The sequence below is a fragment of the Streptomyces sp. NPDC017246 genome (assembly GCF_044331325.1).
Taxonomy (GTDB): Bacteria; Actinomycetota; Actinomycetes; order Streptomycetales; family Streptomycetaceae; genus Streptomyces.
Window position 1 is genome coordinate 95,669 of the sequence record NZ_JBIRMW010000020.1, and the last position, 22,034, is coordinate 117,702.

Annotated in this window: 16 protein-coding genes, 1 tRNA gene and 2 pseudogenes; 6 read left to right on the forward strand and 13 right to left on the reverse strand. The window is 71.7% G+C overall.

The features are described from left to right. Nucleotides 1-123: 123 nt before the first annotated feature. The 5 genes from ACH4MY_RS33855 to ACH4MY_RS33875 are packed head-to-tail and all read right to left on the reverse strand — an operon-like array spanning nt 124 to nt 4,899. Entirely contained in the window at nt 124-801 is a 678-nt protein-coding gene (locus tag ACH4MY_RS33855; RefSeq protein ID WP_398008062.1) for an HAD family hydrolase, read from the reverse strand. Further along, a complete protein-coding gene (locus tag ACH4MY_RS33860; protein WP_398008064.1) occupies nt 798-1,889 on the reverse strand; it encodes an ABC transporter ATP-binding protein in 1,092 nt (363 codons plus the stop codon). Before ACH4MY_RS33860 ends, ACH4MY_RS33855 begins: the two co-directional genes overlap by 4 nt. A gap of 3 nt (nt 1,890-1,892) precedes the next feature. Next, nucleotides 1,893-2,840 (reverse strand): ABC transporter permease, encoded by a 948-nt coding sequence (locus ACH4MY_RS33865; protein ID WP_398008066.1) that lies wholly within the window; start codon nt 2,838-2,840, stop codon nt 1,893-1,895. Continuing rightward, on the reverse strand, nt 2,828-3,781 hold the full coding sequence (locus ACH4MY_RS33870) for an ABC transporter permease (protein WP_398008068.1): 954 nt from the start codon (nt 3,779-3,781) through the stop codon (nt 2,828-2,830). Before ACH4MY_RS33870 ends, ACH4MY_RS33865 begins: the two co-directional genes overlap by 13 nt. Continuing rightward, nucleotides 3,781-4,899 (reverse strand): ABC transporter substrate-binding protein, encoded by a 1,119-nt coding sequence (locus ACH4MY_RS33875; protein ID WP_398008124.1) that lies wholly within the window; start codon nt 4,897-4,899, stop codon nt 3,781-3,783. The genes ACH4MY_RS33870 and ACH4MY_RS33875 overlap by 1 nt, the downstream gene beginning before the upstream one ends. Before the next feature lie 297 nt (nt 4,900-5,196). On the opposite strand from ACH4MY_RS33875, the gene ACH4MY_RS33880 reads away from it, so the two are divergent. Beyond that, a complete protein-coding gene (locus ACH4MY_RS33880) occupies nt 5,197-5,946 on the forward strand; it encodes a GntR family transcriptional regulator (protein ID WP_398008070.1) in 750 nt (249 codons plus the stop codon). Nucleotides 5,947-5,953: 7 nt separating this feature from the next. On the opposite strand, the gene ACH4MY_RS33885 is transcribed toward ACH4MY_RS33880, so the two are convergent. Beyond that, complete coding sequence (locus ACH4MY_RS33885) at nt 5,954-6,304, reverse strand: hypothetical protein (protein ID WP_398008072.1); 351 nt, start codon at nt 6,302-6,304, stop codon at nt 5,954-5,956. A 290-nt stretch (nt 6,305-6,594) separates the two neighbouring features. Here ACH4MY_RS33885 and ACH4MY_RS33890 point away from each other — a divergent pair, with 290 nt between their 5' ends. Both ACH4MY_RS33890 and ACH4MY_RS33895 read left to right on the forward strand, forming a co-directional pair. Next, nucleotides 6,595-8,013 (forward strand): hypothetical protein, encoded by a 1,419-nt coding sequence (locus ACH4MY_RS33890; RefSeq protein ID WP_398008073.1) that lies wholly within the window; start codon nt 6,595-6,597, stop codon nt 8,011-8,013. Next, entirely contained in the window at nt 8,010-10,667 is a 2,658-nt protein-coding gene (locus ACH4MY_RS33895) for a hypothetical protein (protein WP_398008075.1), read from the forward strand. Before ACH4MY_RS33890 ends, ACH4MY_RS33895 begins: the two co-directional genes overlap by 4 nt. 135 nt (nt 10,668-10,802) lie before the next feature. Here the strand turns inward: ACH4MY_RS33895 and ACH4MY_RS33900 are convergent. Then, nucleotides 10,803-11,522, reverse strand: a pseudogene (locus ACH4MY_RS33900) (DUF429 domain-containing protein); the annotation flags it as partial. 124 nt (nt 11,523-11,646) lie between these two features. Beyond that, nucleotides 11,647-11,734, reverse strand: a tRNA-Leu gene (locus ACH4MY_RS33905). Nucleotides 11,735-12,133: 399 nt separating this feature from the next. Between ACH4MY_RS33905 and ACH4MY_RS33910 the strand changes: the two genes are divergently transcribed. Next, a complete protein-coding gene (locus tag ACH4MY_RS33910) occupies nt 12,134-12,289 on the forward strand; it encodes a hydrophobic protein (protein ID WP_398008077.1) in 156 nt (51 codons plus the stop codon). A gap of 15 nt (nt 12,290-12,304) precedes the next feature. Here the strand turns inward: ACH4MY_RS33910 and ACH4MY_RS33915 are convergent, their stop codons facing one another. From ACH4MY_RS33915 to ACH4MY_RS33930, 4 genes are all read right to left on the reverse strand, one after another. Beyond that, on the reverse strand, nt 12,305-13,852 hold the full coding sequence (locus ACH4MY_RS33915) for a SulP family inorganic anion transporter (RefSeq protein ID WP_398008078.1): 1,548 nt from the start codon (nt 13,850-13,852) through the stop codon (nt 12,305-12,307). A 226-nt stretch (nt 13,853-14,078) separates the two neighbouring features. Then, entirely contained in the window at nt 14,079-15,803 is a 1,725-nt protein-coding gene (locus ACH4MY_RS33920; protein ID WP_398008079.1) for an acyl-CoA dehydrogenase family protein, read from the reverse strand. A gap of 91 nt (nt 15,804-15,894) precedes the next feature. Further along, complete coding sequence (locus tag ACH4MY_RS33925) at nt 15,895-16,464, reverse strand: PadR family transcriptional regulator (protein ID WP_398008081.1); 570 nt, start codon at nt 16,462-16,464, stop codon at nt 15,895-15,897. A gap of 94 nt (nt 16,465-16,558) precedes the next feature. Beyond that, nucleotides 16,559-18,376, reverse strand: a complete 1,818-nt coding sequence (locus ACH4MY_RS33930) for a glycoside hydrolase family 15 protein (protein ID WP_398008083.1) — start codon at nt 18,374-18,376, stop codon at nt 16,559-16,561. Nucleotides 18,377-18,691: 315 nt separating this feature from the next. On the opposite strand from ACH4MY_RS33930, the gene ACH4MY_RS33935 reads away from it, so the two are divergent. Beyond that, the gene (locus tag ACH4MY_RS33935) at nt 18,692-19,864 is read left to right on the forward strand and encodes a serine hydrolase domain-containing protein (RefSeq protein WP_398008084.1); all 1,173 of its coding nucleotides are present in this window, start codon (nt 18,692-18,694) and stop codon (nt 19,862-19,864) included. Between the two features lie 641 nt (nt 19,865-20,505). Further along, entirely contained in the window at nt 20,506-21,423 is a 918-nt protein-coding gene (locus tag ACH4MY_RS33940) for a S1 family peptidase (RefSeq protein WP_398008086.1), read from the forward strand. 41 nt (nt 21,424-21,464) lie between these two features. On the opposite strand, the pseudogene ACH4MY_RS33945 reads toward ACH4MY_RS33940, so the two are convergent. Beyond that, nucleotides 21,465-22,005, reverse strand: a pseudogene (locus ACH4MY_RS33945) (MFS transporter); the annotation flags it as partial. Between the last annotated feature and the right edge of the window lie 29 nt (nt 22,006-22,034).

The window sequence follows — 22,034 nt, forward strand, 5'->3', positions numbered from 1 at the left end:
GAGGGGCTGGCCGGCGGGCTCGGCCGGACGTACACCGGTCTCGGCCCGGAGCCGGCCGCCGTGCCCGGCTGGACGCTGACCGACGTCCCGGTCGCGCCCTCCTTCGCGGCGGCCGTGGCCACATCAGACGGGACCGGCGGCCGCTCCGCCGTCGGCGGCCCAGCGGCGCAGACCCGCGAGGGACACCTCTTCCAGGCTGTCCGCGAAGATCCGCCCCGGCCGCGCGGGCACGGGCAACAGGGAGGGGACGACCAGGACGACGCAGCCCGCGGCGCCGGCGGAGGCCGCTCCGTCCGGTGAGTCCTCGACGGCCACGCAGGCCTCGCCCGGAACCCCGAACCGTCCGGCGGCCGCGAGGTAGGGATCGGGATGCGGCTTCGTACGCGCGGTGTCGTCGGCCGAGAGGGTGAAGGCGAAGGGGACCTGCGCGAGCGCGCCCCCGATCACCGAGTCGACGACCGACCGCGGCGACGCGCTGACCAGAGCGAACGGCACGCCCTCCGAAGCGAGTTCGGCGAGCAGCCGCCCCGCGCCGGGTCGCAGCGGCGCGCCCCGGTCGACACGCTCCTGGAAGGCGGCGGTCAGGGCCGTGGCGACACCGTCCGCGTCCGGTGTGCCGGTGACGCGTACGAGGTGCGCGGCGGTGTCCTCGACGGCGCGCCCGACGACCTCGGGTGCGTCGGCGTCCGTGAGCCGGTGGCCGATGCGCGCGGCGATCTCCTCCGTCGCGTCCCACCACAGGATCTCGGTGTCGACGAGGGTTCCGTCCATGTCGAACAGGACGGCGGCGAGCTCGCTCATCGCTCCGCCCTCGGCGCGACGAGCGCGGGGTGCGGGGCGAGGCCGAGGCTGACGCGCGTCCCCGGGACGAGTGCGGTCGCCTCCCGGGAGGCGAGGTCCGCCTTGACCCGCGTACCGGCGTGGTCGAGGTGGACGCGGGTGACGGAGCCGAGGAACGAGGTGGAGACCACGGTCGCGTCGCCGTCGGGAGACTCGGTCACGGTGACGTTCTCGGGGCGGACCAGGACATCGACCTCGCGGACGGGCGGAGCCTCGCCGTCGACGGGCAGCCGGGTGCCGGCGACCTCGACGTGGCCGGAGCCCGTCAGGTGGCCGGGCAGGCGGTTCATGGTGCCGACGAACTCGGCGACGAAGGCGGTCGCCGGTCGCCGGTAGAGCTCGGCCGGGGCCGCGCACTGCTCCAGCCTCCCGGCGTTGAGGACGGCGACGCGGTCGGCCATGGACAGTGCCTCCTCCTGGTCGTGGGTGACGAACACCGTCGTGATGCCGAGGGAGAGCTGGAGCCGCCGGATCTCCTCCCGCAGGCTGAGGCGGACCTTGGCGTCGAGCGCGGACAGCGGTTCGTCGAGGAGCAGGACACGGGGGCGCAGGGCGAGCGCGCGGGCGAGCGCGACCCGCTGCTGCTGGCCGCCCGACATCTGGTGCGGGTAGCGGTCGCCGTGCTGGGGCAGTCCCACGAGGTCGAGGAGCTCGGCGGCCCGGGTGCGCCGCTCGGCCGCCCTGACCTTCCGTACCCGCAGGCCGAAGGCGACGTTGTCGGCGGCGGTGAGGTTGGGGAAGAGGCTGTACGACTGGAAGACCATCCCGGCGTCGCGGCGGTTGGCCGGGACCTGGGTGATGTCGGCCCCGTCGACGAGGACGTCGCCCGCGTCGGGTCGCTCGAATCCGGCGAGGACCCGGAGGGCGGTGGTCTTGCCGCAGCCCGACGGGCCGAGCAGGGCGAGGAGTTCGCCCGGTTCGACGGTCAGGTCGAGTCCGTCGAGGGCGGTGGTGCCGCCGAACGTGCGGCGCAGGCCCCGGAATTCGACGCGTGCCCCGGCGACCGCCGCGGGCTCCGTCCGGTCCGCTGTTGCTGTGGACGAGGACATGGGTCAGGACTCCTTGGGCGATGTGCGGGAACCGCGGGAGGTACGGGGGGAACGGGTGGTGCCGGACGCTCCGGCCTGCGCCGTCCCGGCCCGGGAGAGGGCGAGCAGCAGGAGCCAGGTGATGACCAGGCTGAGGAGGGACACGGCCACGGACATCCGGGCGTGGGCCCCGGAGATGGACACGATCCACACCGCGAAGGGCCGGAAGCCGAGGAGCGAGGCGATGGTGAACTCGCCGAGGACCAGGGCGAGGGTGAGGAAGGCGGCGCCCGCGAGGGAGGACCGCAGATTGGGCAGGATGACGCGGAACATCACGTACGGCAGGCTCGCCCCGCAGTTGCGGGCGGCCTCGACGAGGGTGGGGACGTCGACGGCGCGCAGTCCGGCGTCGAGGGAGCGGTACACGAAGGGCAGGGCCATGACCGTGTACGCGAGGACCAGGACGACGGGGAAGCTCTCGTTCTGCACCGCCAGGAAGGTCTGGTAGAGCGGGGTCCGCGAGAGGTGGTCGGGTCCCCAGCGCAGGACGGTGCTGATGCCGGTGACCAGCGCGATCGGCGGCACCACCAGCGGCAGCATGCACATCACCTCGACGACCGGACGCAGCCGGGGCGACCCCAGCCGTACGGCCACCAGGGCGGGCACCGCGAGGAGCAGGGCGAGGACGATGGTGGCGGCGGCGAGACCGAGGGAGAGCAGCAGGCTCTCGGTGAAGCCGTCGGCCGAGAGGAGCGCGGTGTACGCCTCGAAGGAGATGCCCTGGCCGGGGGTGTGCACGGTGAAGACGAACGAGGCGACCAGCGGGATCAGGAAGTAGGCACCGCCGAGGCCGAGGACGGCGCCACGCCACAGACGGGGCCGGCGCCTCGCCCGTACGGGGCGGGCCGGCGGAGCCGTGTCCCTGTCGGGCTTCGGGGCGGCCTCCCGGGCGGTGGGGGTCATCGCAGCCATCGGACGCTCCTGCGCTGGAGGGGGAGGTAGACGGCCATGACCAGTCCGGCGATCAGGATCATGTCGAGGCCGAGGGCGAGGGCGACGTTCTCCTGCCCGACGAGGACGTTCCCGGAGAGCGCGTCCGCGATCTTGAGGGTGACCAGGGGGACGGAGCCGCCGACGAGGGCCGCCGCGGTGGCGTGCGCGGCGAACGCGCTGCCGAAGAGCAGCACGAACCCGCCGAGCAGGGAGGGCGCGAGGACGGGGATGCCGACGTGCCGCCAGTACTGCCATCCTCCGGCGCCCGCGTTCTGCGCGGCTTCGCGCCACTGGGGCCGCAGACCGTCGAGGGCGGGGAGGATGACCAGGACCATGAGCGGAACGAGGAAGTACAGGTAGACGACGGCGAGACCGGTGAACGAGTACAGGTTCCAGCCGAGGCTGCTCAGGTCGGCGAGCTGGGTGACGACACCGGAGATTCCGACGGTCGCGATGAACGCGAACGCCAGCGGCACGCCGCCGAAGTTGGCGAGGACCCCGGAGGCGGTCAGGACGGCATCGCGCAGGGTGCGGGAGCGGGAGGTGACGACGGCCTGCGCGATGAGGACGCCGACGACCGAGCCGATGAGCGCCGTGAGGGCGGAGAGCTGCACGCTGCCGACGAGCGATCCCAGGTAGGGGCCCTGGAGCGAGCGGCTCAGATGCTCGCCGGTCAGGGCGGTGGCGCCGGTGTCGGGGTCGGTGCGGGTCACTGCGCCGTACAGGAGGGCGCCGAGCGGGAGCCCGAAGCACAGCCCGGTGAAGGCGATGAGCGGCAGCGCGGCGAGCCAGGTGCGCGGGCCGCGGCGCCGGCGGCGGGTGCCGCCGGCGGGTCCCTCGGCGGGGGCGGTGTCCTTTTCGGGGACACCGGCCTCGGCGGGGACCGTTCCCTCAGTGGGGGTGGGGGAGGCGGAGGACATCAGGAGACGGCCTTGTCCCACTTCTCGGCCAGGGTGGCCTTGGCCTTGTCGAGTTCGGCGGAGGCCGGGAAGGCGGGGGTGCCGGCGACGGCCGGCAGCTTGGCGACGAAGGTCTTGTCCGCGGTGCCGTCGGCGGTCATGGCCGGGAGCAGCACGGGACGGGCGTACCCCTTGAGCCAGAGGTTCTGTCCCTGGGTGCTGTAGAGGAACTCCATCCACAGGCGGGCGGCCGCGGGGTGTGGGGCGTCCTTGTTGACGGCCTGCGAGTAGAACTGGGCGTACACGCCGTCGGTGGGCACGGCGACCTGCCAGTCGACGCCCTTGTCCTTGAACTGGTCGGCGTAGCCGGCGTTCAGATAGTCCCAGTCGATGCTGATGGGCGTCTCGCCCTTCTCGACCGTGGCCGGGGTGGACTCGACGGGGATGAGGTTGCCGCTCTTCTTGAGCTTGCCGAAGAAGTCGATGCCGGGCTGGATGTCGGCGAAGGAGCCCTTGTTGGCGAGGGCCGCCGCGTACACGCCGCCGAAGGCCGAGCCGGACTTGGTCGGGTTGCCGTTCAGGGCGACCTTGCCCTTGTACTCGGGCTTGAGGAGATCGGCGAAGGTCTTCGGGCAGTTCGGGACGCGCTCGGCGTCGCAGCCGATGGAGACGTAGCCGCCGTAGTCGTTGTACCAGCGCCCGGCCTCGTCCTTCTGGGCGGCCGGGATCTTGTCCCAGGCCTCGACCTTGTACGGGGCGAAGAGGCCCTCCTCGGCGCCGGATCGGGCGAAGGCGATACCGAGGTCGAGGACGTCGGGGGCGCGCTTCTGGCCCTTGCGGGACTTGACGGCGGCGATCTCGTCGGCGCTCGCGGCGTCCGGGTTCTCGCTCTCGACGGTGATGCCGTACGTGGCCTCGAAGGTCTTGATCAGTTCACCGTAGTTGGCCCAGTCCGGCGGCAGCGCGATCACGTGGAGCGTGCCCTCCGCCTTGGCGGCCTTGACGAGGGCGTCCAGGCCGCCGAAGTCCTTGGCCGACGCCGCGGTGGCCGCCTTCGCGCCGTCGCCCTTGGCGCCGGCCTCGCCCTCGGGGGCGGCACCACAGGCGGTGACGGTGGTCAGGACGACGGCGCCGAGCAGTACGGCGGCACTGCGGACGGGGGTTCTGCGCACGGGTTTCTCCCAGAGGCGAGTGAAGAACTTGTCTGAACAAGACGCCCTTAGTTCGCCCGTACGTCCTGTCCGCGAGATGAACAGGACATGGCTGAATCCACACGACTTCCGGAAGAGCCGGTAGCAGTGAACACCAGGTGAACGCGGTGGAGTTGAGCTTCGCGAGAGGGCAGCACACACCCCTCCCGCCGGGTTAGGCTGACCCTCCGTACAGCACACGCTGTGACCGACTGCGCACAGGCACGCGCGAATAAGGGGGATGCCGTGACGGCGCTCTACGTGGAGATCGCGGAGGGACTCCGCCGCTCGATCCTCAGCGGCGAGTACGCCGTCGGCGCCAGGCTGCCGTCCGAGAGCGACCTCTCCGTCCGCTGGTCCGCCTCACGCGGCACGGTACGGCAGGCCGTGGCCCTGCTCACCTCGGAAGGGCTCATCGGCTCACGCCAGGGAGCCCGCCGCATCGTGCTCCGCAGGGAGCGCCGGCACAGCTTCGCCGAGCTCCACAGCTTCGCGCAGTGGGCGCGGGCCATGGGCTATCGGGCGACCAGCCGCTTCCTCCACCGCGAGCGCCGCCCGGCCACCCCCGAGGAGGCCCGCCGCCTCGCCCTCCCGGAAGGGTCGGGAGTCCTGGACGTCCTGCGACTGCGACTCCTGGACGGTGAACCGGTGATGGTGGAGCGCACGGCCTACGCGGGCTGGGTCGCCCCCGCCGTCGAGTCGCTGCCCGTCGACTGCGCCTCGATCATGGACAGCATGGCGGAGGAGGCCGGCATCGTCGCCCACTACGGCGAGCACCTGATCGACGCCGTCCCCGCCGGCAGCGACGACGCCCGCCTGCTCGGCGTCCGCCGCGGCAGCCCCCTCCTGCGCCAGCGCCACCTCACGAGCAACCCGGACGGCCGCCCCATCGAATGGACGGAGGACCGCTACCGCGCGGGCAGCGTCACCTTCAACGTCAGTAACTCCGTCGGCACGGCACCACTGGTCAGGGATCCGGGCGCGCTGCTGATGTGAGGGATACCTACAGCTCCGCGCGTCCCAGCAGGTCGGCGAGGGGAGTTCCGGTTCGTGCCGCCGCGATGCGACGGGCGCGCAGTTGGGCTCGGGTGCGAGGCCGGAACGCGGGTTCCCTGCCGCAGCCGCACGGTTCCCGGCCCTCGTAACGCAGTCCGGCGTCGAGCACCGCGGCCGCGACGGTCCACGCCTTGGTGTCCCGCCGAGGCGGTGCCGCGAAGTCGTGCCCGGCGCAGGCCATCGGCTCCGTGCATCGGGGGCAGCGATGCCCGCAGGAATCGGGATGCCGCTTGAACGCGACGCGGCAGGGCACGCAGGCGTAGTGCGGCTTGTAGGGCTTCTCGGCGTAGTAACACACAGGGCGAACGTACCCGGCCGTGTGGCGCCTGGCGAGACGACCTTCCTTGATCGGGTCGCACACAACCGGTGGCCGGTATCCGCCTCCCCTCCCCCCTCGGCAACTACCCTGAGGCAGGGGCAGTTGACCGCTGCTGATGCAACGCTCCGGCAGCCGACAAGGGGTGACCAGTGACAGTGAAGGTCCATGGACCGGCATGGGCACTCGACGGGTTGGGGGTGCGGTCGGGGCGGTATCCCCTGGCGGTCGAGGGCCCGGTCATGCGGGCGGTGGACCGGTTGGTTCCCGGTGTGTCGACGGTGACCCGGTACATCCGCTATCACTCGATGTACGCCGCGATCGCCGCGCACGCCGAGCAGAACGCCTTGGATGTCACCGCGTGCCGCCGGCTGGTTCGCCGCAGCGAGGTGCTGCTGGCGGCGCTCCAGCAGCAGCAGCCGGAGCCCACGGCATGGTCCGCTCATGGCGCCGATCGCGTACTGCGTTTCCGCGCGGAGGACCTCGAACTCGCGCAAGCCGCCGACGAGGAGCAACTGAGCCGGTCGTACTCGCCCCGCCGCTGGGGCTTCTGGGACCAGTACGGCGGTCCCGCCACGGTACTCGGCACGGTGAACGTCCGGGAGGGAGCGCTCAGGCCCGGACGGCACGCGTGTCCTTCCGCCGTCCAGGAGCTCTTCGCCCCGCTGCTGTCTCTCGCCTCGAAGGAGGTCGTTCCCTTCGCGGCGCTGGACACAGCGGGACGCGCGGCCCTCGGCGTCGCCTGTCCGGCCGAGCAGGCGTGGCTGACGGGGGTGTTGACCGCCACCGACGCCGGAGGCGTCCACGTCCCGGAGGATTGGGAGGCGTCCGACCGCACCCGGCGCGCGACCCTTCGCATCCTCGCCGGGGCTGTCCGTCTTCGCCGCGACGACAACGGCGGCTATCAGGAGATGCTGCGCTCCACCGTGGCCTTCGGCGAGGAGACGACCACGGATCCGGTCCTCGCGGCCATTCCCGAGACAGCGGGGTGGCGGGGAACGCTGCTGCGTCACTATTCCGTCGGCGCCTGGCGCCGCCTGTGGGCAGCGCTGGTCTCCGGAATCGGGTCCAAGGACGGCGAGGCCGACCGGTCGGCCGAGGAGCTGCGCGACTGGCTGGCACATCAGGTGCCGACGGGGGATGTGCGGGCACTGCTGGGCGATCTGCTCCCGCTCAAGGACGCGAAAGGCCGGTTGATGCCGGTCGAGCAGGAGCTCCTCAAGGAGGGTGGTGACGCACCGATGACGAATGTGCGCCTCCTCGTCGTGGGTGCGCTGCGGTCCCGAGCCGGGCATCTGCCCGAGGACGTACGGGCCGTCTTCCTCGGCCGGCAACGACGCTCGGCCGAGTTCCTCGACCCGACGTGGATCGACGGACTCGTCAACGACTACATCGACCGCCCCGCGCGCGATCTGGCCGCCCGGCTGGTCGACGACATGCTCGCCCAGTCCCGCAGGGTCGCCCTCGCGAAGCTGCGCACCGACCCGGCCACGGGCGGGCTGAAGATCTTCTCCCGACTGCATCTTCGCGACGAGCGGTACTTCAAGACGGGTGACGAAGGAGACTCCGACATCGGCACACGCATCCCCCAACTCGGATCCCTCGCGGAGCAGCTGGGACTCTTCGCCGTTCAGGACGGCCGCCGCATCGTCACGGAGAGCGGCCGACGAATCCTGGAGACCAACCGGTGAGCGCCGTCCGGCACACCCGATTCGCCTCCCCCGTCACGCTGTTGCACGAATGGGCCGAGGATCAGGCGCTGCACGAAGCACTCTTCATGGGGTTCACGGTCGATCTTCCCTTCCTGGAGAAAGTCGCCATACCCCTCGCACGCGGCATGGGCGCCCGCACCGCGGTGATCGGTGACGCAGCCCAGGGACTCCACGATCCGGTCGACGTGCGCATGGCCGGCCGCGGCTATCTGCACGGCCTGGCCACCTGTCGAGGCGCCTTCCACCCCAAGGTCGTGCTTCTGGTCGGGGAACACGCCTGCCGACTGGCGGTGGGTTCGGGGAACCCGACCCTGTCCGGTTGGGGGGCCAACGACGAACTGTGGACCGTGGTGGAAACCGAGGAGAACGAGTCCCACGCGCTTCTGGCCGACCTCGCCGACTGGTTGGACGAACTTCCCACCGCCGTGAGCCTGGCACCGTGGTCGGCGAGCCACCTCGCGGAACTGGCCGCCCTCCTCACCGAACGGCATGTCAACGCTCCCGCCGCGCCGGAAGGCGGTCCCCGGCTGCTGCACAATCTGCGCCGAAGCCTCCTCGACCAACTGCCGAGCGGTCCCGTCGACGAGGTGCACGCCTACGCCCCGTTCGTCGACGAGGCCGGGCACGCCCTGAGCGCGCTCGTCGACCGCCTCGCCCCGCGCCGCTTCACCCTCGGTCTCCAGCCCCGCTGGTCGAGCTACGACGCCGAAGCGGTCAAGGCGGCTCTTGGCGCCTCCTCCGCGCAGATCCGGCTTCTCGACGAGACACGGATGCGCCACGGCAAATTCATCGAATGGCAGACCGGCGGCCGGCGATACGCGCTCACCGGTAGCCCCAACCTCACCCGTGCCGCACTGGGAACCAGCACCAGGGACGGCGGCAACTGCGAGCTCGCCGTTCTCGGCACCGACACCCTGCCGCTGCTCCCCGACGAAGGACGCGTGACTCCGCTCGCGAGTCTGAAGGGCCGTACCATTCGGCCCTTCACCTCCACCAAGCAAGCGCTCGTCCTGCTCGGGGCGAAGACGGACAGCGAGGGCCTGCACGTCTCGCTGGCCCACGCCCGGCCGGAACCCGTCGCGATCGGCACGTCACCCGACGGTTCGCCCGGCTCGTGGACGGAGATCGGTTCCGTCCCCGCAGGGGCGTCGGCCGGTTCCTTCCCGCAGCCCGAGGTCCCGGGAGCCGCGGTTCGCGCCACCTGCGTCCGGCCGGACGGCAGCACCCTCGAATCGCCCGTCGTCTTCGTCTACAGCCCTGTGCACTGCGCCCGCCGCGACGGAGCCGACAGCGGACCCCGGCTGCGCTACGACTACACGGCGCAGGCGCTGTTCGCCGACGAGCGTGCCGCACGCCGCTTCGAGACCGATCTGCTGCGCCTGCGCGAGCTCACCGCCGGAACGTCCAGGCCTCGGGTGAGCCCGGCGACCGGTGCGACGACGGGCTCGGCAGCCCTGAGCGGGGTCGACCGCTGGGACGCGTACATCGAGGACTGCCGCCGGATGATCGGCGCACCTCTGACGGATCTGGCGTTCGGTACCTCGCAGACCGGCCTGCCGCAGGCCCCTTCGTCGCGGTGGGTCGTGTCCGGGGTCACCGGTATCGGGACCGCGGAGGACGACGAGCCGAGCGAGGCGATCGAGGACGACGCAGAGGACGACGGCCTCTTCACCGCGGGCATGACGGTCGCTCCCCACGTTCCGCCCGACCAGCGGGGCCACTGCCGCACCTGGATTCGACGCTGGGTGGGGACGCTCGCCGCCACTGACGCGTCGCCCCCGGCACCCGCGCCGGTGCGGCTGGTCGTGGCGAAGCTGTACGTGCAGCTCCTGGCCGCCGGAGTCTGGGACGAGAACGACCAGAGCTGGCGCGACGGCCTCAGCGGTCTGCTCGCGGCACTCGGTTCCGAAGACGGACCGGATGACGCGGGCCGGCGGACTCCACCCGCGACCCGGCGGCGACTGGACGCGGTCGCGGCCGTGGTGATGACACTCCTCAGCCAGGGCGCCACCTTCACCGGAGGCGGTGAGCACGATGTGGCGGCCGCCCGCGCGTGGCAGAGCGGCAAAGACATGATCGCGCGCGCCGAACCCGCCCAGGCGGAGGACCTGATGCTCCCGCCGGGACAGGCCCACGCCCGCGTCGCACCCTGGAGCGAGGTGGAACGGCTCATCGAGCGGGCCCAGGAGGACGACCCCCTCGCGGAGGTGGTCGAGGAGCTCTCCGCGGCCGGCTGGGAGGCCTCGTACGAGGACGGACTCTGGGAGATCACAGGCTCCTTCGGCAACCCGGTCCCCGTCGCGGCCCGAGTCGCCGACCGGCTCGGGCGGCACCACCCGGACGGCGTGCTCGTGCGGGCTCGGAGCAGGAACCGTTGGGCCTTCGTCGCGTGGGCGGCGCCCCATCTGGTCCTCCTGAACCCCCCGGCTCGCGTCTGGCGTACCTACCAGGTACGGCCCCCGGCCACACCGGAGTCACGGTTCAGCGGTGGCGACCTCTCCGCGGTGCCCGGCCGTGTCGGCGCCCCGGCGCCGCTCCCGGCGGGCGCACCCGAGGCCTTGAGGAAGATTCTGAGCGACGGGGGCCTGCTCTACCCGGAGTTGATCCGGCGGTTGTTCGCAGACGGCGCGTGAAGGGAACGGCCCGCGCTCCCCTCCGTTCAGCTCGCCTCGCCTCTGCTCCGGGCGCGCCGGCGCGATGATGGTGGGAGCGGCTCCGAGGGGTGCGTGGCTGTCCGCTCCCAGGACCTGGCAGCGCGTCGGCCCGTGCCGGGACCACAGGGCGGCCGTCCACGCGCAGATCAGTGCGTCGATGAGGTCCTCCCGGTGCTTGTAGTCGGCCGCCAGCTGGGGTGAGGGCTCGTCGAGCAGCCGGCGGGACACCGCGTGGGAGGAGAGCAGGAGGGGCGGATCGGCGGTAGCCAGGTCCGCCATGCGCGCGATCAGCCTGTCACACTCCTCCGCCCGGACCGCTCGCCACCGCGCCGTCGGCACTCGCGCGGGCCGGCGCTTGTAGGTGGGGCGTTCCCGGTCGTAGCCCAGCTCGGGCGCCCCGACCAAGGTCGTGTACGGATAGCACTCGGAGACCACTTTCCCGTCCGTCGGCGGTCCGCCCCTGCCGTCGTCGTAGACCCAGCCGGCCTCCTGCATCAACGTCCTCAACAGCACTCCGGCCCGCCGGGGCGAACTCTGGTTGGTACTGTTCGCGCTCACCTTCCAGCGGCCGTACCGCTGACCGACCTCCCGCTCGCAGGGCCGCTGGCCGGCCGGATTGTCGACGACCAGCGGTGCGTCGACGAAGGCTAGGGCCGATCCGCCGGCGGCTGCCTCGGCGAGCCACGCCATCGTCTCTTCGAGGCCGGACGTCCAGCCGCATGCGATCACCACGCCACTGCCGTCGACGACTGCTACGCCGGTCTCGTTGGGTCTGGTGCGGGCTCCGCCCTCCGCCCAGGCGAGGTCGACGCCGATGAACCGTTCAATCCCCATGCGTCGGTAGTACCAGAGAACCGGCCACCGGTCCGACTGCTCCCTGAACGACGAATGACCGGTGAGCCCCAGGCTCGACCGGTCATTCGTCAACGCTTCGGGACGATCTGGTGATCGTCCCGGTTGGTGTCCGAGGGGGGACTTGAACCCCCACGCCCGATAAAGGGCACTAGCACCTCAAGCTAGCGCGTCTGCCATTCCGCCACCCGGACAAGGTGTCTGTCGCAGCGGGGTTTCCCTCGCGGCGACAAGATGAATATATCAGGGCTCGGGCCCCTGGTTCACCCACGTTTCCGGTGGTCAGCGGCTCGGTGGCCCGGTCCGGGCCGCTGCCCCGGGCACGTACGCCATCGGGTGTACGCCGCACTCGGCGACGTACGACCAGGTGACCGCGCACGGACGACGACGGGCCGCATGCCGTGTTCCCGGCGTTCGGCTCATCCGCGGGTCACCCCGTCGGATGACGACGCGGGATCCGGTGCCGGACGAGGACGCCGGATCCCGAGGGTCAGGACCAGGTATGAGGCGCGGCTTTGCGGGCAAACGCCCTGGTGTCAAGGGCGCGCCCCGAGGACGGGGTCCCGCCCCACACTCCTGGCGGAGGTGTCGTCATGGTCCCGCTGCTGCTCGTCCTCCTGCTGATCCTCGTCCTCTTCGGTGCGGGCTTCGCCGTGGAGGTGCTCTGGTACATCGCCATCGCCGTCCTGGTGCTCTGGGTCCTCGGCTTCTTCATGCGGAGCTCGAACGGGCGCTGGTACCGCTGGTGACCCCGGCTCCGCTTCTCAGGTGCCGGTGAGTTCTCCGCTGAGCCTGCCGTGGAGGGCCGCGCTCGGGTCGTTCAGGCCCGTGATCTCCACGGTCTTGCCCCGCTGGGCGTACCTCGTCTCGATCGTGTCGAGTACGGCGACGGACGAGGCGTCCCAGATGTGGGCCGAGGAGAGGTCGATGACGACCCGGTCGGGGTCGGCGGCGTAGGCGAAACGGCCGACGAGTTCGTTGGCCGACGCGAAGAACAGCGCACCGGTCACCCGGTAGACGACGGTCGTGCCGTCGGGGTCGGTCACGGCGGTCACCTCGGCGTGGTGGGCGACGCGACGGGCGAAGATCACCATGGCGGTGACCGAGCCGGCGACCACACCGACGGCCAGGTTGTGGGTGGCGACCACGCACACCACGGTGATCACCATGACGCCGATCTCCCCGAGCGGCATCCGCCTGAGGGTCCCCGGCGCGACGGAGTGCCAGTCGAAGGTCGCGAAGCACACCATGACCATGACGGCGACCAGCGCCGCCATGGGAATGTCGGAGACGACGGGCCCGAAGGCGATGCACAGCACCATCAGGAAGACGCCCGCGAGGAACGTGGACAGACGGGTGCGGGCGCCGGACACCTTCACGTTGATCATCGTCTGGCCGATCATGGCGCAGCCGCCCATGCCGCCGAAGAAGCCGGTGACGATGTTGGCGATTCCCTGACCGATGGACTCGCGGGTCTTGTCGGAACGGGTGTCGGTGATGTCGTCGACGAGCTTGGCGGTCATCAGCGACTCCATCAGGCCGACCAGCGCCATGGCGAAGGCGTACGGCGCGATCGTCGTCAGCGTGTCCACGGTGAACGGCACGTCCGGCAGGCCGGGCACCGGCAGTGAGGACGGCAGGGCGCCCTTGTCCCCGACCGTGGGTACGGCGATCCCCGCGGCCACCGTGACGGCCGTGAGGATCGCGATGGACACCAGGGGCGCGGGGATCGCGCCGGTGACCTTCGGGAAGAACACCAGCAGGAGCAGGCCGGCGGCGAAGAGCGGGTAGACGGCCCAGGGGACGTTCCGGAGCTCGGAGACCTGGGTGATGAAGATCAGTACGGCCAGTGCGTTGACGAAGCCGACCATGACCGAGCGCGGGATGAACCGCATCAGCTTCGCCACCCCGAGCGCGCCGAGGATCACCTGGATCACACCGGCGAGGATGACGGCGGCGACCAGGTACCCGAGCCCGTGCTCACGGTTCAGGGGCGCGATGACGAGCGCGACGGCTCCGGTCGCGGCGGAGATCATCGCCCGCCGGCCGCCGACGATCGCGATGGTCACGGCCATCGTGAAGGACGCGAACAGGCCGATCGCGGGATCGACCCCGGCGATGATCGAGAACGAGATCGCCTCGGGGATCAGCGCGAGGGCGACGACCAGACCGGCCAGCACCTCGGTGCGCCAGACCTTCGGATCGGTCAGCCAGTCGGGACGCAGACGGGCGACGGACAGACGGGCGGGCGAAGAAGACAAAGGGGGAACCTGTCGCGCGTGGGCACGCCTCGCGCGCAGGGGCCGGGGCATGGTGCGGATCGACGCCGGGAGCGGCGTCGGCCCCGACATGACGACGGCGCGAGCGGCAGCCTGCCACCCTCGCCACCGGCAACTCTACCGGGGGCTCCCGGAACGGCCCTCGCCCTCGTCGCGACAACCGCTTCCCAGGGCCGGAGCAGAACCGCTCAGTACCGCTCAGCAGTACTGACCGCCGCCGGGGCCGGGGCGGACGCCGCCCCGGCCCCTCGGCACCTCGTTACGGTGCCATCTCGTACGTCCCCGACAGCGCCTCGACGCGCTCCCAGACCCGGGCCGAGCGCGCCTCGTCGACGACCGGGCGCCGTACGGCTCCCAGCGCCCAGGCCTGCTGCGGCTCGGTGGCGGAGTCCTTGCCGTGCAGCTCGACGGCGTGGGCGGAGAAGTCCCGTACGAGGACGGCGAAGAGCTCGTCGAGGACGTCCTCGTCGAGACCGGTCAGCGCGGCCTGCTCCAGGACCAGCTGGCCGTGGACGACGAGCGCGAACAGCTGGCCGACGGCGAGGAGGAGATCCAGGTCACGGCTCTGCGCCTCGTCGGGGGCGGCGGTGCGCACGAACTCGCACAGGGCGTCGGCCTGCTCCCGGAAGCGGGCGACGTTCGCCACTCCGGCGTACGTGTCGTAGGCGGGGCGCCAGTCGTGGAAGCGGACGGACCCGAGGCCGCGGGCCGGGCCCTGCCGGAAGAGGAAGGTGTCGTCGGCCGCGTCCCGGCGGGTCGGGACGGGCTCGTACGCGGCCGGGTCAAGCAGGTGGTTCCGCATGAACTTCAGGATCAGGGCCAGGTTGACGTGGACCGTGCCCTCCAGCTTCGGGAGGCCCCGGATCTCGACGGCCGCCTGCGCGAAGTAGTTGTCCTTCTCGAAGCCCTTGGCGGCGATGACGTCCCACATCAGGTCGATGACCTTCTCGCCCTCCGTGGTCACCTTCATCTTCGTCATGGGGTTGAAGAGGAGGTAGCGGCGGTCGTCGGGACCGGCGGTGCGGAAGTAGTCGACGGCGCGGTCGCTGAACAGCTTCATGCCGACGAGGCGGACGTAGGCGTCGGCCAGCTCGCGCCGGACGTGCGGGAAGGCGGTGACGGGGCGGCCGTAGAGGATGCGGTTCTGGGCGTGGGTGACGGCCTCGTACATCGCGTGCTCGCAGATGCCGATCGAGGCGGTGCAGAGGTTGAACTTGCCGACGTTGACGGTGTTGAGGGCGGCGTCGAAGGCGGCGCGGCCGGTGTGCAGGACGTCCTCCGCCGCGACGGGATAGTCCTCCAGGCGGAACTCGCTGACGAACTTCGAGGAGTCGACGACGTTCTTCACCAGGTGGTATGCCGGGTGGCGGCTGTCGGCGGCGAAGAAGACGTAGCCGTCGGGGCCCTCGACGTCGGTGCGGCGGCCGAAGACGGAGACGAGTCCGGCCGCGTTGCCGTTGCCGATGTAGTACTTGGAGCCGGTGGCCCGGAAGCCGCCGTCGGCCTCGGGCTCCAGGAGCATGTCGGTGGAGTAGATGTCGGCGCCGTGGGTCTTCTCGGAGAGACCGAAGGCGAACACCTCTCCCTGGGAGAGGAGCTCGGCGGCGCGGGCGCGGGCGGCGGCGTTGTCGCTCTGCCAGACCGGGCCGAGACCGAGGACGGTGACCTGCCAGGCGTACCAGTAGTCGAGACCGTAGAAGCCGAGGATCTCGTTCAGGGCGGCGATCCGGGCGGTGTCCCAGCGCTTGTCGCCCTGCTCCTCGGAGGCCTCGGCGGACGGCGTCAGGAAGGTCTCGAACAGTCCCTCCTTGGCGGAGAAGGCGAGGAAGTCCCCCAGCCAGGCCCGGGTGCGGTAGTCCTCGATCAGCCGGCGCTTGCCGCGCGCCTCGAACCAGTCGACGGTGGCGCGCAGCAGCCGGCGGGTCTCGGGATCGAAGTGTGCCGGGTCGTAGGTGTGCGGGTTGAACAGCAGCGAGTCGGCCATGTGCTCCATCTTTCGGTCCGGTGGACGAGGGGCGTGAAGCCGGCGGCGGCGCCTGCCGGCGGGTGGTCGGGGGGCGCGCTTAGGGCGCCGCTCAGCGCGCGGGGCCGAGCCGGTGGAGGGTGGCGAGGATGTCGTCGAGCCAGGCGAGCGTCATCCGCTCGTACGCGATGCCGCCGCGCAGGACGACGTGCTGGAGCTCCCGGCCGGCGTCGGGCGGGCCGTCGGCCGGGCGGGCCGCCGCGGCTCCCGTGAAGTCGCGCTCCTCGCCGGCGAGGTACCGGGCGAGGCGCTCGGTGTGCGCCTGCCGGTGTCGTTCCACCTCGCTGATCAGCGCGGCGGGGTCGTCGAAGGCGGCGCCTCGGATCTTCACGGCCAGGTCGTGGCGGAGGCTCTCCGGCTCGACGGGTTCGTGCAGCCAGCTGGACAGGGCGGCCCGTCCGAGGTCCGCGACGGAGTACTCCTTCTTGTCCGGGCGGCCGTGCTGCGGCACGTCCCGGACGTCGACCCAGCCGTCGTTCTCCATCCGCTTGAGCACGCGGTAGATCTGCTGATGGCTGGCGGTCCAGAAGTACCCGATGGACCGCTCGAAACGCCGGGCCAGCTCATAGCCGGATCCGGGCTGCTCGAGCAGGGACACAAGAATCGCGTGTTCGATCGCCACACCCGAAATCCTTCTATGCAACTCGTTGCATAGGCAAGTCCGGCCGCCCGGGTGAGACGCGGCTCACCGCGCGCGGGCGCCGCGGCCGCCTGCGTCAGCGGCGGTCCGCCGCCTTGTCGAGTTCCTCGTCGAGGGCCATCGCCGCCGTGATCAGGGCGAGGTGGGTGAAGGCCTGGGGGAAGTTTCCGAGCTGTTCGCCGGTACGGCCGATCTCCTCCGCGAAGAGACCGACGTGGTTGGCGTACGTGAGCATCTTGTCCATGGCGTAGCGGGCCTGATCGAGGCGGCCCGCCCGGGCGAGCGCCTCGACGTAGAGGAAGCTGCACAGCGAGAAGGTGCCCTCGGAGCCGCGCAGCCCGTCGGGGGACGCCTCGGGGTTGTAGCGGTAGACGAGACTGTCCGTGACCAGTTCGCGGTCCATGGCGTCCAGGGTGGACAGCCAGGAGGGCGCCCTCGGGGAGATGAAGCCGACGAGGGGCATGAGCAGCAGGGACGCGTCGAGCACCTCGCTGTCGTAGTGCTGGACGAAGGCCTTGAGCCGGGGATTCCAGCCGCGCTCCATCACCTGGACGAGGATCGCGTCGCGTTGCGCGGTCCAGCGCGGGACGTCGGCGGGGCGGGCGTACTCGGTGGCGAGACGGATGCCGCGGTCGAGGGCCACCCAGCACATCACCCGGCTGTAGGTGAAGTCCTTGCGTCCGCCGCGGGTCTCCCAGATGCCCTCGTCGGGGCGGTCCCAGTTGTCGCAGAGCCAGTCGAGGAGCGCGGCGAAGCCCTTCCAGCCCTCGTAGCCGGCCAGGTCGGGCGAGTGGGTCATCGCGTGGGCGAACTCGCCGTAGATGTCGAGCTGGAGCTGGTCGGCGGCGCCGTTCCCCGCCCGTACCGGGAAGGATTCGCGGTAGCCGGACAGATGCCCGAGGACCTCCTCCGACAGCCGGGGGTCGCCGTCGACCCGGTACATGATCTGCATCGGCTCGCCGCCGGGCGGGCGCGGGGCGCGGCCGCGGCCGCCGAGCCAGCGGCGGAAGGCGTCGGCCTCCTCGATGTATCCGAGGTCGAGCAGGACGCGCACGGAGAGGGAGGCGTCGCGGATCCAGGTGTAGCGGTAGTCCCAGTTCCGCTCGCCGCCGACCTGTTCGGGGAGGCCCATGGTGGGGGCCGCGATCGGCGCTCCGGACGGGGCGTAGATGAGCAGTTTGAGGGTGATGGCCGAGCGGACGACCATGTTCTGCCAGCGGCCGCGGTAGCGGCAACGGCGGATCCATCCGTGCCAGAAGACGCGGGTCTCCTCCATCGCCGCCTCCAGGGCCTCCTCGTCGACCGGCCCGGGGGCGGCGGCTCCCGGCGAGGAGGTCTCCAGGAGGATTCCGGCGGTCTGGCCGTGGCTGAGGGTGATGGTGGCGCGCACGTCCTGCCCGTCGGCGTCCAGGGGGACGCTGCTCCGCAGATGTACGTCGAGGTCGGGGCCGTGGAACGTGGCGGCGGCGCCGTCGAGCGTGAGGGTGTGCGGAGCGCGGCCGTAGTCGAAGCGCGGCCGGCACTGGACGTGGAAGGTGAGGGTGCCGCGCACCACGCGCAGGGCCCGGACGAGTCGGTGCCGGTCGGTGGGCACGTCCGGCCGGTCGCCCACCGGCATGAAGTCGACCACCTCGCCCACCCCCTCCGGGGTGAGGAAGCGGGTGATCAGGACGGCCGTGTCGGGCAGGTAGAGCTGGCGGACGGTCACGTCGTCGAGGACGGGAGCGATGGTGAAGTGGCCGCCGCGCTCCTGGTCGAGCAGGGAGGCGAAGATGCTCGGGGAGTCGAAGCGGGGTGCGCAGAACCAGTCGACCGCGCCTTCGGCGGAGATCAGCGCGGTGCTCTGCAGGTCGCCGATCAGTCCGTGGTGGGCGATCGGGGGGTACTCGGGCACGGGCGACCTCGATTCTCCGCGGCTTCGCGCCGTCGGTGCCACTCCTCGGGTCCACGCAACCCGCAGACCGCCGTCCCGGCAACACGACGGGTCCGAGCGGACGAACCGCGTCGGCACGCAGGGAGCCGGCGCAGCCGGAGGGGCCCACGCGTCCTGCGCGTCCCACGCGTCCTGCGCGTCCCACGGGTCCCAGGGAGCCCGCTGAGCCGGCCGGTCCCGCTGAACCCGCGCAGCCCGGGGGCGCGCGCTCCCTTCCCCGCTGTCCGACCGGTCGGTATGTTGCTCGCGACCGCCGCGCACCCCCTGGAGGACGTCATGACCGAGCCCCAGCCCCAGTCCGCCGCCGAAGGCCACTGCGACCCCCGCTTCGCCGCCGTACGGGACGCCTTCGAGGCCAATTTCCGTACGAGGGACGAGCTCGGGGCCGCCGTGGCGGTGCGGGTCCACGGCGAGACCGTGGTCGACCTGTGGGGCGGCTGGGCGGACCCCGCGCGCTCGCGCCGCTGGGAGCGGGACACCGTGGTCAACGTCTGGTCCACGACCAAGGGCGTGACCGCGCTCTGCGCCCATCTCCTCGCGGACCGCGGTCTGCTCGACCTGGACGCGCCGGTCGCCTCCTACTGGCCCGAGTTCGCCGCCGCGGGCAAGGAGACGCTCCCCATGCGGCATCTCCTGTCCCACCGCGCGGGCCTCTCCGGTCTGCGCGAGCCGCTGTCGCTCACGGAGTTCTACGACTGGGAGGTGACGACCGCCCGGCTCGCGGCGACGGAGCCGTGGTGGGAGCCCGGCACCCGCTCCGGCTACCACGCCATGACGTACGGCTTCCTCGTCGGCGAGGTGATCCGGCGCGTCACCGGGCGGTTGCCCGGCGCGTTCCTCCACGAGGAGATCACCGGGCCGCTCGGTATCGACTTCACCATCGGACTGCCGGAGAAGGAGGCGGACAGGGTCGCCGAGCTCCTCCACCCCCGCACCTCGTCCGCGAGCGAACAGGCCGCGGTCTTCGCCCAGTTGGCACCCGCGGCGCAGGCGGCTCTGGCCAACCCGCCCGTCGGCGCCACCGAGGCCAACAGTCCCGAGTGGCGGGCCGCCGAACTGCCGGCGGCCAACGGCCACGGGACGGCCCGCGCGGTCGCCGAGCTGTACGGCGTCTTCGCCTGCCGCGGCCGTTCCGGAGAGCACCGTGTCCTCTCCGAAGCGGCCGTCGAGCGGGCCCGGGAGGGGCAGGGCGCGGGCAGGGACCTGGTCCTCGGCGCGGGCTTCGCCGAGGAGACGGAGTGCGCCCTGGGCCTCTGGCTGAGCGGCGCGAACGCCTCGTACGGCCCCAATCCCCGCGCCTTCGGTCACGACGGCTTCGGCGGCTCGTGCGGTCTCGCGGACCCGGAGTCGGGCGTTTCCCTCGGTTACGTGATGAACCGTATGGGACCCCGCATCGCGGACGACCCTCGCAAGATGGCGCTGGTCGAGGCGGTCTACGCGGCACTCTGAGACGGGTAGGGCCCGCGCCGTGTCGGGAACCGGACACCCGGCACCCCCGGACGGAGGGAACGATTCCGGCATTGAGGGGCGTCCGAGCCCGGACCGCGGACCCATGGCACCCCCCTTTCCGCGAGGACCGGACCTCCGGTCGCCGCCCGGACCCTGCCGGGGGTCGCGGCCGAATCTGTGCGCCCGCTACGCCTTCGACAGCCGGCCGGGGCTCCGCCCGGCGGGCTCCGCAGGCGGCCGCCCACTCGGTGTGGGAGCGCGCCCACATCGACGCCTGAACTGGGGAGACGGCACGACCCCTTCCACCCTCCGTACGGACCTCGGGCTGTCGACTCGCTTTCCGTCGAGGCCTCCTGAGGGGTAGTCAGCAAATTTCGGCAAGCGGTTGCACGGCCTCGGTTCACCCCGCGCACCACAACCGTCGATACGTACCCCTCGGCACCTCCGGGCCTGGAGGCCACAGGAACGCGCGTAGATAGGCCGAAAGGCGTCCTTGCCCCCAGGCCGCCCCGATTCGAGGATTCAACCTGTCGAGATTGACAGGTCCATGACTACACCACCTTTCCGCCCCGGATCTGCCCGCTCGTCGCCGAGGGATCGCCCACCCAGCGATTCCCCCCACTCCCCCATCGGAGGATCCAGTGAACCTCAAGCGTCTGTCCCCCTTCGGCGGCGCCGCCAAGGGCGCACGGCTGATCGCCGTGGCCTCCGCCCTGCTCGCCGCCTCGGCGCTTGCCGTGCCCGCCTCGTCCGCCGCCTCGTCCGTGGACGTCCGCGCCACCGCCGCCCAACTGGCCGCCGCCGACCAGGCCGTCCTCGGAGCCGACGTGCCCGGCACCGCCTGGTACACCGACCAGGCGACCGGGAAGATCGTCCTCACCGCCGACTCCTCCGTCTCCGCCGCCGAGATCGCCTCGATCAAGAAGGCCGCCGGCGACCGCGCCGGCGACCTGCAGATCAAGCGGACCCCCGGCACGCTCAACAAGCTCATCGCCGGCGGCCAGGCCATCTACGCGGGCGGCGGGCGCTGCTCGCTCGGCTTCAACGTCCGCAGCGGCTCGACGTACTACGCCCTGACGGCCGGCCACTGCACCAACATCGGCAGCACCTGGTACACCAACTCCGCCAACACCACGGTGCTCGGCACCCGGGCCGGCACCAGCTTCCCGACCAACGACTACGGCATCATCCGGCACTCCAGCGCCTCGGCGGCGGACGGCCGGGTCTACCTCTACAACGGCACCTACCGTGACATCACCGGCGCGGGCAACGCCTCCGTCGGCCAGTCGGTCCAGCGCAGCGGCAGCACGACCGGTCTGAAGGGCGGCACCGTGACCGGTCTCAACGCGACCGTCAACTACGGCAATGGCGACGTCGTCTACGGCCTCATCCAGACCAACGTCTGCGCCGAGCCCGGCGACAGCGGCGGCGCGCTCTTCTCCGGCACCACGGCGCTCGGCCTCACCTCCGGCGGCAGCGGCAACTGCTCCAGCGGCGGCACGACGTTCTTCCAGCCGGTGACGGAGGCGCTGAGCGCGTACGGCGTGAGCGTCTTCTAGCTCCGGCGGCACAGCGCACCACAGGATCCGCGGAGGCGGCGGCCTCCGCGGATCCCGCATGAGCAGCAGCGAGGCGCGGGGGTGGTGGCGCAGTGCGTCGAAGAGTCCCGGCCGGGGAGCGTCCTGTTCGGCGGCGCTGCGGGTCTCCTCGGCGCCCCGGCGGATCCAGAAGCCCGCGAGGCTGAACACCGCGCCGAGGAGGAAGGGGATCCGCCAGCCCCAGCCGTTCATCCGGTCCTCACCGAGGACGCCGATGAGCAGGGCGGCGATACCGGAGGCGGCGAGCTGGCCGGCGGAGGTGGAGACGTACTGGAACGAGGAGAACAGGCCGCGCCTGCCGGGTCCTGCCGACTCGACGAGGAAGGTGGTCGAGGCCGCGAACTCCCCGCCCACCGAAAGGCCTTGCAGCAGCCGGGCGACGACGAGGACGACGGGGGCGAGGATTCCGGCGGCGGCGTGCGTCGGGGTCAGACCGAGCAGCAGGCTGCTGCCGCCCATGAGCAGGATGGTGCCGGTGAGGGCGGTCCGCCGGCCGTGCCGGTCCGCGAGGGCGCCCATGAGGAGTCCGCCGACCGGGCGCAGGCGGCGTCGAGGCTCGCCGCAGGCGTGTC

Excerpts from the sequence above, each read along its gene's own strand:
- ACH4MY_RS33915 (WP_398008078.1), bottom strand. The coding sequence starts at position 13,852 with ATGCCCCGGCCCCTGCGCGCGAGGCGTGCCCACGCGCGACAGGTTCCC.
- ACH4MY_RS33855 (WP_398008062.1), bottom strand. The coding sequence starts at position 801 with ATGAGCGAGCTCGCCGCCGTCCTGTTCGACATGGACGGAACCCTCGTC.
- ACH4MY_RS33865 (WP_398008066.1), bottom strand. The coding sequence starts at position 2,840 with ATGGCTGCGATGACCCCCACCGCCCGGGAGGCCGCCCCGAAGCCCGAC.
- ACH4MY_RS33870 (WP_398008068.1), bottom strand. The coding sequence starts at position 3,781 with ATGTCCTCCGCCTCCCCCACCCCCACTGAGGGAACGGTCCCCGCCGAG.
- ACH4MY_RS33935 (WP_398008084.1), top strand. The coding sequence starts at position 18,692 with ATGACCGAGCCCCAGCCCCAGTCCGCCGCCGAAGGCCACTGCGACCCC.
- ACH4MY_RS33860 (WP_398008064.1), bottom strand. The coding sequence starts at position 1,889 with ATGTCCTCGTCCACAGCAACAGCGGACCGGACGGAGCCCGCGGCGGTC.
- ACH4MY_RS33910 (WP_398008077.1), top strand. The coding sequence starts at position 12,134 with ATGGTCCCGCTGCTGCTCGTCCTCCTGCTGATCCTCGTCCTCTTCGGT.
- ACH4MY_RS33920 (WP_398008079.1), bottom strand. The coding sequence starts at position 15,803 with ATGGCCGACTCGCTGCTGTTCAACCCGCACACCTACGACCCGGCACAC.